The 12,963-nt window shown below is 34.7% G+C and carries 8 protein-coding genes; 4 read left to right on the top strand and 4 right to left on the bottom strand.

Annotated elements, in window-relative coordinates:
• Positions 1–2 precede the first annotated feature (2 nt).
• Positions 3–2,450, bottom strand: coding sequence for a bifunctional aspartate kinase/homoserine dehydrogenase I (gene thrA, locus OLM51_RS14875; RefSeq protein ID WP_264551385.1), 2,448 nt, complete (start codon positions 2,448–2,450; stop codon positions 3–5).
• Between the two features lie 714 nt (positions 2,451–3,164).
• Between thrA and hutH the strand changes: the two genes are divergently transcribed.
• The 4 genes from hutH to OLM51_RS14855 all read left to right on the top strand — a co-directional run bounded on the left by hutH (position 3,165) and on the right by OLM51_RS14855 (position 8,275).
• Positions 3,165–4,679 (top strand): histidine ammonia-lyase, encoded by a 1,515-nt coding sequence (gene hutH / locus OLM51_RS14870; protein ID WP_264551384.1) that lies wholly within the window; start codon positions 3,165–3,167, stop codon positions 4,677–4,679.
• Between the two features lie 48 nt (positions 4,680–4,727).
• Complete coding sequence (locus OLM51_RS14865; protein ID WP_207296872.1) at positions 4,728–5,372, top strand: DUF47 domain-containing protein; 645 nt, start codon at positions 4,728–4,730, stop codon at positions 5,370–5,372.
• A gap of 30 nt (positions 5,373–5,402) precedes the next feature.
• Positions 5,403–6,743, top strand: coding sequence for an inorganic phosphate transporter (locus OLM51_RS14860; RefSeq protein ID WP_264551383.1), 1,341 nt, complete (start codon positions 5,403–5,405; stop codon positions 6,741–6,743).
• 152 nt (positions 6,744–6,895) lie between these two features.
• Positions 6,896–8,275: an SMI1/KNR4 family protein gene (locus OLM51_RS14855; RefSeq protein ID WP_264551382.1), complete on the top strand. Its 1,380-nt coding sequence runs from the start codon at positions 6,896–6,898 to the stop codon at positions 8,273–8,275.
• Here the strand turns inward: OLM51_RS14855 and OLM51_RS14850 are convergent.
• The 3 genes from OLM51_RS14850 to OLM51_RS14840 all read right to left on the bottom strand — a co-directional run bounded on the left by OLM51_RS14850 (position 8,270) and on the right by OLM51_RS14840 (position 12,954).
• On the bottom strand, positions 8,270–8,791 hold the full coding sequence (locus OLM51_RS14850) for a DUF421 domain-containing protein (protein WP_264551381.1): 522 nt from the start codon (positions 8,789–8,791) through the stop codon (positions 8,270–8,272). The two genes, OLM51_RS14855 and OLM51_RS14850, sit on opposite strands and share 6 nt — an antisense overlap.
• A 108-nt stretch (positions 8,792–8,899) precedes the next feature.
• Positions 8,900–10,267, bottom strand: coding sequence for a 30S ribosomal protein S6--L-glutamate ligase (gene rimK / locus OLM51_RS14845; RefSeq protein ID WP_264551380.1), 1,368 nt, complete (start codon positions 10,265–10,267; stop codon positions 8,900–8,902).
• A gap of 140 nt (positions 10,268–10,407) precedes the next feature.
• A complete protein-coding gene (locus OLM51_RS14840) occupies positions 10,408–12,954 on the bottom strand; it encodes an ATP-dependent Clp protease ATP-binding subunit (protein WP_264551379.1) in 2,547 nt (848 codons plus the stop codon).
• Between the last annotated feature and the right edge of the window lie 9 nt (positions 12,955–12,963).

Raw genomic sequence — 12,963 nt, 5'->3', positions numbered from 1 at the left:
GGCTAAACATTCCCAATACGAATAACGTCAGCAAAAATTCCTGATGCTGTTACCGCTGCACCGGCACCGGCTCCTTTGATCAATAAAGGCTGGTCTACGTAACGATCTGTGTAGAACAATACGATATTGTCTTTTCCTTCTAAATTATAAAAAGGATGATCTTTTGGGATGAATTGCAGACCTACGCTTGCTTTTCCGTTTTCGAATTGCGCTACGTATTTCAATCTTGAATCTTTGGCTAAAGCTTCTTTATAAATGCCTTCAAAATGAGCAGCGTGTTTAATTAACGAAGCAAAAAAGTCTTCATTGTTTGTTGTTGCTAAACATTCGGCAGGCAGGAACGATTCGTTTGCAATCGCGTCAATATCCATTTCGTAACCGCTTTCGCGAATTAGGATCAGGATTTTACGAGCTACGTCGATTCCGCTTAAGTCAATTTTTGGATCTGGTTCTGTAAATCCCTGAACTCCGGCTTCTTTCACCACATCGTGGAAAGAATTGTCTTTATCAAAGTTGTTGAAAATGAAATTTAAACTTCCCGATAAAACCGCCTGAATTTTATGCACTTTATCACCAGATGCAATAAGATTTTTTACTGTATCAATAATTGGTAATCCCGCACCAACATTCGTTTCAAACAAAAACGGAGCGTTGTATTGGCGAGATAGACTTTTTAGTTTTTTATAGTTGTCGTAAGCAGATGAACATGCAATTTTGTTACAAGTTACAACCGCAATACTTTCTTTTAAGAATTTCTCATACATTTCAGAAACGTTTGCGTTTGCTGTAATATCTACGAAAATACTGTTACGCAAATTCAGTTCTCTGGCACGTGCGATAAACTCAGTTGGAATTGCTTCTTCGCCTTTGTCCAGAGTCGATTGCCAGTCTTTTAATGAAATTCCGTCTTCATCAAAAAGCATTTTTCTTGAGTTTGACAACGCAATTACGCGAACATTTATCTTTAAATTATCTTTTAAAAACTTTCTTTGGTTGTGAATTTGTTCGATGAATTTTTCGCCCACATTTCCAACTCCCATTACAAAAAGATTCAGCTGTTTTGTGTTTTCTTCAAAGAAGTTTTCGTGTAATGTATTCAGCGCTTTTTTAACGTCTCTTTCGTTAATTACAGTCGAAATGTTTCTTTCAGAAGCACCTTGAGCAATCGCACGAATGTTTACGTTGTTTTTTCCCAGAGTGCTGAACATTCTTCCGCTTAAACCCTGGTGATTTTTCATGTTTTCACCCACCAAAGCAATAATGCAAAGGTCTTTTTCTACATAACAAGGGTCGATTTTGTTTTGCGAAATTTCGATTTCAAAAGCTCTGTTAATCGCAGCTTCGGCATTATCAGCATCAGAATTTAAAATTCCGATACAAATTGAATGTTCAGATGAAGCCTGAGTAATAAAAATTACGTTGATTTTTTCCTGAGACAATACTTCAAACAAACGTCTTGATGAACCTGCAACTCCAATCATTCCCGGGCCTTCAAGTGTTAGAAGCGAAATATGATCGATATGGCTAATTCCTTTTACAACGGTATCTTTTGATACAACAGTGTCTGAAATTAAAGTTCCTTGGGCTTCCGGTTCAAAAGTATTTTTGATTAAAATGGGAATATTTTTTCTTAAAACCGGCTGAATTGTTGGCGGATATAATACTTTGGCACCAAAATGCGACAATTCCATCGCTTCCTGATACGAAATATTTGCAATTGGCTGTGCCTGTTTTACAATTTTCGGGTTTGCAGTAAACATTCCGTTTACATCAGTCCAGATTTCCAGTTGTTCTGCATCGATTGCTCCGGCAATAATTGCCGCAGTATAATCAGATCCGCCACGGCCTAAAGTCGAAGTGATTCCGTCTAAAGTCTGAGCGATAAATCCCGGCAGAATATTGATTTTTGCTTCATTTTGAGCAAAATAATCTTTAATTAATTGATTTGAAACTTCGAAGTTTACCACCGCTTTTCCAAAATCAGCATTTGTTTTGATTAATTCACGACTGTCTTTATAAATGGCATCGTTGTTAATTTGCTGATAGGCTTTAGCAATAATAAATGAAGAAAGTAATTCACCAAAACTTAAAATAGTATCGGATGTTCTTGGAGATAATTCACCTAAAAGGAAACAACCGTCTAATAAAGTTTCTAAGTGATTGATGATTCTTTTTACATGACTCAACAAACTGCTTTGTTCGCTTACAGGAATCAGCTCTTTTAAAGTGTCAAGGTGTTTTTTCTCGATTTCGGCAATAATATCTCTAAAGCTTTCATCGTTTGCTGCTGCTTTTGCTGCTGCAGCCTGCAATAAATCGGTTACTTTGCTTAATGCTGAAACAACTACAACCAGTTTATCTTTTTCAGCTTTTTGTTTAACAATTTCGAGAACGAGTTTTATATTTTGAGCATTGGCTACCGAAGTACCGCCAAATTTTAATACTTTCATTTTGTGATATTTTTTAATAAGGTGCAAAGATTTTGAGTAACAAAGGTTCAAAGGTTATCAACTGTGAACTGAAACTGAAAACTGCGACTTTTTTTCTTTGTAAATGTTTTTTATGTATCCATTAGCTCTCTTCTTTCAAGAAAAAAGTATAGATAACCTGGATTATATGTAAAATGTATACCCCTAAGGGGTAGTAGTTGTTGTAGTAGAAATAATGGTAGCAGCAATTGCAACTCCTGTTTGAGTTGTCATTGTAGATTGATATTTTGCGCTGTTACTTTTCATTTTGATTTTTCAAAAGTACAGATTTTAAGCAGTATTAAAAATTCTTGTGGCCTTTTTACGAATATTTTAATAATTCAAATCCCAATAAATCAATATTGAGTATTTGGTAAATTTCAATATGTTAAATTGAGGTTTTGATATATTTCAGATGAGATTTTAAGGGTTTTGTTTGAAGTAAAGAGCTGATTTTTAATAAAAATTGAACTAAAAATCAGCTACAGTCTACAATTTTAGTAGGATTATATTTTTAAAGCTATGATTTTGATCCTTACTTTTTAATGCATTTTTGAAAGCGTCTTTTTTGTACTATTAGTATTGTGAAATTTAAAAAAGAGAAGAATAGCTTTTGTTTAATATTTAATTATTGTGAATAAATGTTGCTTTTTAATATTGATTTGCTGAATTTTGATGGCTTAAAATAAAAATAATATGAAAGAAGTCCATTATATAAGTACTGAAACCTTAAGTTTAGAAGCTTTACAAGAAATTATCGTTAATCAAAAAGTCCTTGAACTATCTGAAGAAGCGAAAGTTAATGTTCAGAAATGTCGTGATTATCTCGATAAAAAAATGGCATCACATTCTGAACCTATTTATGGTATCAATACAGGATTTGGTTCACTTTGTAATGTTAAGATTTCAAATGAAAACTTATCACAACTTCAGGAGAATCTTGTAAAATCGCATGCTTGCGGAACTGGTGAAGAAGTTCCTGCCGAAATTGTGAAACTTATGCTGTTGCTAAAAATACAATCTTTAAGCTACGGACATTCTGGTGTACAATTGGTAACGTTAGAGCGTTTGGTCGATTTTTATAATAATGATATTCTTCCTGTTATCTATACTCAGGGTTCACTGGGAGCTTCCGGAGATTTGGCGCCTTTAGCGCATTTATCTTTGCCGTTATTGGGCGAGGGTGAAGTGCTTTTTGAAGGAAAGAAGATGGCAGCTGGTGAAGTTTTAAAACACTTTAACTGGGAACCAATTGTTTTGCAGTCAAAAGAAGGTTTGGCATTATTAAACGGAACACAGTTTATGAGTGCTTACGGAGCACATATTTTATTAAAAGCTTATAAATATTCTTATTTAGCAGATTTAATTGGAACAATTTCTTTAGAAGGTTTTGATGGAAGAATTGAGCCTTTCAATGAATTAATTCATTTTATTCGTCCTCATAAAGGACAGATTGTGACTGCGCAGCGAATCAACGAGTTTTTAGAAGGAAGCCAAATTATAGAACAAGAGAAAAAACACGTTCAGGATCCTTATTCTTTCCGTTGCATGCCTCAGGTTCATGGTGCATCAAAAGACGCGATTGATTATGTTAGAAAAGTATTCAAAACCGAAATTAACTCCGTTACCGATAATCCAAATATTTTTATCGAATCAGATCAGATTATTTCAGGAGGAAATTTCCACGGACAGCCGTTAGCGTTAGCTTTAGATTTTATGGCAATTGCTTTGGCTGAATTAGGAAGTATTTCTGAAAGAAGAACCTATCAGTTAATTTCAGGCTTGCGTAATCTTCCGGCATTTTTGGTAGACAATCCGGGATTAAATTCAGGATTTATGATTCCTCAATATACTGCTGCCAGTATTGCAAGTCAGAACAAACAATTGGCAACCCCATCAAGTATTGATAGTATTGTTTCTAGCAACGGACAGGAAGATCACGTAAGTATGGGAGCAAACGGCGCTACAAAAGCGTTGCGTGTTATGGATAATCTGGAGCGTATTCTGGCAATTGAATTGATGAATGCTTCACAGGCAATTGCTTACAGAGAGCCTCTGAAATCAAGTGATTTTATTGAAATGTTCTTAAGTAGTTACAGAGAAGTTGTGCCTTTGGTTAAGGAAGACAGAATCTTACATTATGATATTGAGAAGACCGTTTCGTTCCTGAATAGTTTTCAAATTGAAAACGATTTGTTAACAATGGCTTAACATTATAGAACATTAATGAAGTAATTTTGCACTATCAAAAATATAAAAATGTCAATAAACAGTATTTTCCAATTTTTAGTGCCGAAAGACAAGAAATTCTTTCCACTTTTTGAAGAGGCTTCAAGCAATTTAATTGAATTAGCTTCTAATTTACACGAAGCTGTAAATCTTCCATTAAAAGAAAGAGAAATTCTTTTTCAAAAAATTGATGAATTAGAGCAAAAAGGAGAAGACATTACACGTCAGACTAATCTTGAATTGAGCAGAAATTTTATCACTCCATTTGACAGAGAAGATATACATACCTTAATTACTTCTATTGATAACGTTGCTGATTACCTTCATGGTGCAGCGAGCCGTATGAGATTGTATCAGGTTGACAAGATTACTAAGTCTATCAGAAAGATGACAGAAATTAACCTTGAAGCTTGTCAAAATATTGACAGTGCTGTAAAAGAGTTAAGAAATTTAAAGAATTTTAAAATCATTAAAGATGCTTGTGCCAGAATTAATAAACTGGAAAACAAGTCTGATAATGTATATAACAAAGCAGTTTTTGAAATTTTTGAAAACGAAACAGACGCTAAAAATATTATTAAATATAAAGAAGTGTTATCTGTTTTAGAATCAGCAACAGACAAATGTAAGAGTGTTGCGAATATACTGGAATCTATTTCTGTAAAACATTCTTAATTCAATCTTTCATTCTGAAGTTATAATTTTATGACGCTACTTATATTAATTATAGTACTTGCTTTAATTTTTGATTACATCAATGGTTTTCATGATGCGGCAAATGCTATAGCGACTGTTGTTGCTACAAAGGTTTTAACGCCTTTTCAGGCCGTTCTTTGGGCAGCATTCTTTAACTTTCTTGCTTATTGGGTTTTCGGATTTGGTGTTGCAGATACTGTTGCAAAAACAGCGCACACTATGGAGATTAACCTTGTCGTGATTCTTGCCGGAGTTATTGCAGCAATTTGCTGGAACTTATTAACCTGGTGGTTAGGAATTCCTTCAAGTTCTTCGCATACACTTATTGGAGGTTTTGCCGGAGCAGCTGTTGCGCATGCTATTGCAGTTCATGGTTTTTCAGGATATGTTGGTGAAGATGGAGCGACACATTACTGGTATCAAATTGTAAGTTGGTACAAAGCCGGAAAAGATGGAGGAATGCCTTCTGGAGTTCTTATTATTATTGCTTTTATTGTTTTAGCACCGTTATTAGGAGCTTTAGCGTCGTATTTGATTTCGATTTGGTTATTAAATGCATCTCGCAAAAGTATCTGGCCTAAAGTATTTACAGTCGGTCTAATGCTTGCAACGGTTTGGTTTGTTTACAGCCAAATGGTGACTTATGAAGAAATTCTAGAACACGGAAAACCGCGTTTTGATTCTCATTTTTGGAGTGTAGCTTTTGATCCTCACAATATTAAATGGTTTTTAGTAGCCTTTATCATCTTAACAGTAAGTGCATTTTGTTTGATCTTTAGTAGTTTGAATCTGCATCAGGCTGATGCAGCGCTAAAAAAGATGCAATTACTGTCTTCTGCGGCTTTCAGTTTAGGTCATGGAGGAAACGATTCTCAAAAAGTAATGGGTATTATTGCTGCAGCTGTAGCGGTGTATATCAATACAAATCCTGGAGTGCATATGGATTCCTGGTTAGATGTTGTATTGCCAAATGATGATTTAGGAATTAAAGGTGTAATGCCAGGCTGGATTCCGTTAGCATGTTATTCTGCAATTGCAGCAGGAACATTAAGTGGTGGATGGAAGATTGTGAAAACAATGGGATCTAAAATCACTAAAGTAAGTTCGTTTGAAGGTGTTGCAGCTGAGACTGCAGGAGCATTAACACTTTACTTTACAGAACACTTAAAAATTCCGGTAAGTACAACGCATACCATTACAGGATCTATTATTGGTGTAGGATTAACAAAACGTGTATCTGCAGTTCGCTGGGGAGTTACAGTAAGTTTAATCTGGGCTTGGATCTTGACTATTCCAATTTCAGCTTTATTAGCAGGTTTGGTTTATTTCTTATTAAGCGTGTTTATTTAATAAAATGATTATTATAAAATGTGAGATGTAAATTGCATTTTTTCTAAATATTTTAAAGCCGATTTCAAACTGAAATCGGCTTTTTTGTTTTCTGAAAGATCTTTTTCAGTAATTATAATGTGATATATTTGATGTTAATTTAAAAGCCATTTATGATCGATCAAAGAACGTTAAGCCAAATTGAAAGAATAAAAATAAAGTTATTTTTAGCAAAAGAGATCGACAGTGATTTTAGTGTATTTGCTGCAGATAGTCATGAATACATTGTAGGAGAAACGATAAGTGTAGATGCAATTTTAAATTTTGAAAATGAATACAGCATTTCTCTTCCGGAATGTTACAAGGCATTTCTGTTAAATGTTGGAAATGGCGGAAAGTCTTATGGAGAATCTGCTGCCGGTCCTGGTTATGGAATATTTCCTTTTGGGAAAAATATTGATGAATTTGTTTATAGTAATCCGGAGAATTCTTTAAAACAAGATTGTAGAATTCATCCCGAAATGAGTGATGATTTTTGGAAAGATCTTAATAAAAAAATTGATGAAGATGTTTCTGATGAAGGGTTTGAAGATGAACTTGGAAAAATTTTCGCAGGGATTTTGCCTCTTGGAACAGAAGGCTGTACGTATTACTACGGACTTATCTTAAATGGAGAATTTAAAGGAAAAGTGGTTAATGTTGATGTAGATAGACAGAAACCCTATTTTGCTTTCGAATCTAATTTTTTAGATTGGTACGAACGCTGGCTGGATGAAATTACAGAAGGAACAGAGGATATTGATGCCAATTTATTCAATTATACATTGGGTGGAGCTGTAATTCATATTTTGAATGTGTTTAACGCTGCGGAAGACAAAGTAACAAAATTAGAATGCTTAACAGGAATTTTAAGAAAGCAAAAAATAGATTCACAGATCTTAGATGTTCTGGAAGAAAAATACAAATCTGGTAAAGATGAAATCAGGAAAAAGCTGCTTCAAATACTTGTAAAATTTGATTATGATCGTGCTTATCCTTATTTGATTGATTTTGTCAAAGAGGATGTTTTGTGTGTGTTTCAATTTGTGTTTTGGTATGCAAAAAATAGAAGTTCTGATTGGTTGGAATTTATAAAACTAAATACAGAAAGAATAAACGATAAAGAAACATTTCAATTTTGTACTTATTTGCTAAAAGAAATGGACTTGGATTATGGAGCTGTTATTGTTCCGTTTGCATTAAGTGAAGATAAAGAAATAAGAAGACAGGTTTATTATTCGCTTGGACAATTAGAGAATAAAAATGAATATATTGATACTTTTATACTGGGGCTAAATGATAATTATAATTGGGTCATTCACTCTGCATTACAAGCTTTGGATGGTGTAAATGATGATAAACTTTTGGTACATTATAAAAAGATTGCGGAGAAATTCCCGAAAGAACAGGATTATATTTTAGCAAATCTAAATCATAGACTTAAACCTTTTGGGTTAACAAATAAAACAATAAAAGGAATTAATCCCGATAACAATAAAATAAGAAAACTATAAGTTCTGTAGATTTTTACGATTGTGTTTTCGTTTGTAGTGTGATTGTTTAAGGTGTTTTTGATCTGCAGAAATGATGCTTATGGTTCCGTCAATCTCCAACATAGCGAGTTTGATGTCTGTTAAATGTTCTATGCCGTGTTCGCGTGCTGCTTCTTTTAATTCATCGTGTGAGACGTCTAGTCTGCTCAGGGCTTTAAAGTCTAATATCCCGTTGTGAATTAAGATTTCTGGTTTATCAAGTAATATATTGCTTAAAGTTTTATATCTGCGGGTTAGTTTTTTGATGGCAAAATTTATTACAAATAGTACTAATGCGGCAATTAATCCGCCAATAAGACTTGTGTCTGGCCCGACCATTGCATTTTGAACAGAGTTGCTGATTAATAAAATCAGAATGATATCGGCAGTGTTTAATTGCGAAAGTTCTTTTTTACCAAAAACACGAAGCGCAATTGTCATGAAGAAATAAACGGCAACGCTTCTTATGATAATATCTAAATAAGGGAATTGTATCATTTTTATACTTTTGTTTATTAAAGTTAAATAAAAAAAGCTTTGCCAAAGTTTTAAACTCTGGCAAAGCTGCTAAAATATTTATGTGGCATTAAGTTTAAATGAACTTAATTAGAGTTTAAAATTCTTTTCGATCGCTTTAATCATTTCTCCGGCAACATCTTTGTTGGTGGCACCTTCGATTCCTTCAAGACCTGGAGAAGAGTTTACCTCAAGTAATAAAGGTCCTTTAGAAGAGCGAATAATATCAACTCCGGCAACTTTCAGGTCCATTGCTTTTGCGGCTTTTATGGCGATCTTTTTTTCTTCTGCGGTAACTTTGATTACAGATGCTGTTCCGCCAAGGTGAATATTAGCTCTAAATTCGCCCGGCATAGCTTCACGCTGAATTGCTGCAACCACTTTTCCGTCAATTACAAAACAACGAATGTCTTTTCCGTTGGCTTCTTTTATAAATTCCTGAACTAATATATTGGCATTTAAACTTTTGAAGGCGTTGATAACACTTTCTGCTGCTTTTTTGGTTTCGGCCAAAACAACGCCTTTTCCTTGTGTTCCTTCTAGTAATTTTACAATTAGTGGCGAACCGCCCACCATTTTGATTAGATTGTCTGTATCCAGCGGAGAATTAGCAAAACCGGTTGTTGGAATATCGATTCCGCTATTTAATAATAATTGTAAAGAATATAATTTATCACGAGATTGTGTGATGGCTGTAGCAGAGTTTAAAACAAAAACCTTCAACGCTTCAAACTGACGCGTTAAAGCACAACCATAAAATGTGATACTTGGTCTGATTCTGGGAATTATGGCATCAAACTGATTTAATATCTTTCCGCCTCTGTAATGAATTTCAGGAGTTTTGGCATCCAGCTTCATATAACATTCCTTAATGTTTAAGAAATGCATTTCGTGACCACGCATTTCGCCGGCCTCCATGATTCTTTTGTTGCTATATAATTCCGGATTACTGGCTAAAAGGCCAATTCTTAAGCCTGTAGTGGCTTTTTCGGAGTTTTTGTATAATTCCTTAAGTGATTCCGGAGTTGGCTGACCTAATAGGTATTTTTCTTCAGGGTCGACCAAAACACGTCCGCTCATGGCTTCACGGCCTAAAAGCATTCTGAATCCCATTGAATCACGATTGGTCAATGTCATCTCGATTGGCCATTTTGAATCGCCAATTTTAATGCTGGTCTGAATTACATAGCGGTGCTCTCTAAATCCACTCGAACTTTTTACAATTCTTTTATCAACAAGTGGAGCTTCGCAATGAATGATAGTTTTGATATTATTCTGAATTGGATTAATGTCAAATTTGACCCAATTAGCATCATTTTTTATAAAAGGAGCTATGTTTAAAGCGTGCATTGCCGAAGTTTTGGCACCAGAATCGACACGAGCCTTGATTGTCGGGATTCCTAGTTCTGGAAATGCGCACCATTCTTCGCTACCTAAAATGACTTTATTTTGAAGCATATATTGTTTTTTATTATAGAATTTAAATTCAAAAATAGCTATTTGCTTTTACTAAAGATAGTGATTTCTTTAAAAAAAAATGTCCGTTATGTTATGAAAACGTAACGGACATGTTATTTCTGTTATAAATTTAAATTAATTTACTGATTTGTTGGCTCTTCTGCTTTGTGAATTTCTACTGAAAGTTCTTGAGAATCGTCTTTTAAATCCATCATGATTTCGTCACCGGAATGTATTTTTGAAGTGATGATTTCTTCGGCTAACAAATCTTCTACGTATTTCTGAATGGCTCTTTTTAGTGGTCTTGCTCCAAATTGTCTGTCAAAACCTTTCTCAGCGATAAAAGCTTTAGCTTTATCAGTAAGACTTAATTTGTATCCTAATTCAGCAATACGAGAATATAGTTTTTTCAATTCGATCTCGATAATCAAATCAATATCTGATTTCTCTAATGCGTTAAATACAATTACATCATCAATTCTGTTTAAGAATTCAGGAGCAAAGGTTTTCTTCAAGGCGTTTTCGATAATACTTTTCGAGTTTTCATCAGCCTGAGCTACTTTCGCAGCAGTTCCGAATCCAACACCTTGTCCGAAGTCTTTTAACTGACGTGCACCAACATTAGAAGTCATGATAATGATAGTATTTTTAAAGTCGATTTTGCGACCTAAACTATCTGTTAAATATCCGTCATCTAACACCTGAAGCATCATATTAAACACATCCGGATGCGCTTTTTCGATCTCATCTAAAAGGACAACACAATATGGTTTTCTACGAACTTTTTCTGTCAATTGTCCGCCTTCTTCATAACCAACATATCCCGGAGGCGCTCCAACTAAACGAGAGATGGCAAATTTCTCCATGTATTCGCTCATGTCAATACGAATTAACGCATCTTCAGAATCGAATAATTCTTTGGCTAAAACTTTTGCTAACTGCGTTTTACCAACACCAGTCTGACCTAAGAAAATAAATGAACCAATTGGTTTGTTCGGATCTTTAAGTCCGGCTCTGTTACGTTGAATAGAACGAGCGATTTTTAAAACTGCTTCGTTTTGACCAATCACTTTATTCTGAATTAATTCAGGTAATTGAGCCAGTTTATTGCTTTCTGTTTGTGCAATTCTGTTAACAGGGATTCCGGTCATCATAGAAACAACATCGGCTACATTATCTTCTGTAACTTCAATTCTGTTGTTTTTAGAGTCTTCTTCCCATTGTTCCTGAGCTAAAGCAAGATCTTTTTCGATACGTTTTTCGTCATCGCGAAGTTTGGCAGCCTCTTCATATTTTTGCTTTTTAACTACCATATTCTTCATTTCGCGAACTTCTTCTAACTGACGTTCTAAATCCAAAATTTGTTTTGGAACATCAATATTAGTAATGTGAACGCGAGATCCGGCTTCATCCATAGCATCAATAGCTTTGTCTGGTAAGAAACGCTCAGACATATATCTGTTTGTTAATTTAACACAAGCTTCAATTGCTTCCTGTGTATAAGTAACATTGTGGTGATCTTCGTATTTGTCTTTTACGTTGTTCAAAATCGCGATTGTTTCTTCAACAGAAGTTGGTTCAACAATTACTTTTTGGAAACGTCTTTCAAGAGCACCATCTTTTTCAATATATTGTCTGTACTCATCAAGAGTAGTAGCACCAATACATTGGATTTCGCCTCTTGCCAAAGCAGGTTTAAACATGTTTGAAGCATCAAGAGAGCCTGTTGCTCCACCGGCACCTACGATAGTATGAATTTCATCAATAAAAAGAATAATATCGTCATTCTTTTCAAGTTCATTCATTACCGCTTTCATTCTTTCTTCAAACTGTCCTCTGTATTTTGTTCCGGCAACTAAACTGGCCAAATCAAGTGTTACGACACGTTTGTTGAATAGAATACGGGATACTTTCTTTTGAATAATACGTAAAGCCAGACCTTCTGCAATAGCAGATTTACCAACTCCCGGTTCTCCAATAAGAAGTGGGTTGTTCTTTTTTCTACGGCTTAGAATTTGTGAAACACGTTCAATTTCTTTCTCGCGTCCTACAACGGGATCCAGTTTCCCTTCTTCGGCCATTTCTGTTAAATCTCTCCCAAAATTATCTAATACCGGAGTTTTTGATTTTTTGTTTGACTTATTGGCTGGATTATTAAAACTACTTTCTTTAAGACTGTCATCTTGTCCTGAATCGTCATTGTACGATTCGTTTCTTGGCAAGTTTTCTAAGAATTCTTCTTCGTTTGGAGTCATATTTAAATACTGTTCTTTAGCTATGTCATAATCTATTTTAAGTTTATTCAATAGCTTGGTTGTTGGATCGTTTTCGTTTCGTAAGATGCATAAAAGCAGGTGTGCCGTGCTAATTGATGAACTTTGAAATACTTTTGCTTCAAGAAAAGTGGTCTTCAGGGCTCTTTCTGCCTGTCGGGTAAGATGAAGATTTTTCTTTTCGGTATTTACTTCAACGCTCTGGTTGGCTGGACTCAGTATTTCTACTTTCCTGCGTAAATGATCTAGATCGACTGCCAGGTTATTAAGTATATGAATAGCTTTTCCGTTACCATCTCTTAAAATGCCCAGCATTAGATGTTCAGTACCAATAAAGTCGTGTCCTAAACGAAGGGCTTCCTCTTTACTGTATGTAATAACATCTTTTACTCTTGGTGAAAAATTATCATCCATAATATATAA

This window comes from Flavobacterium sp. N2038, from assembly GCF_025947185.1.
Classification (GTDB): Bacteria; Bacteroidota; Bacteroidia; order Flavobacteriales; family Flavobacteriaceae; genus Flavobacterium.
Note: the sequence above shows the minus strand (reverse complement) of the source record. Positions and strands in the feature narration are given on the sequence as shown.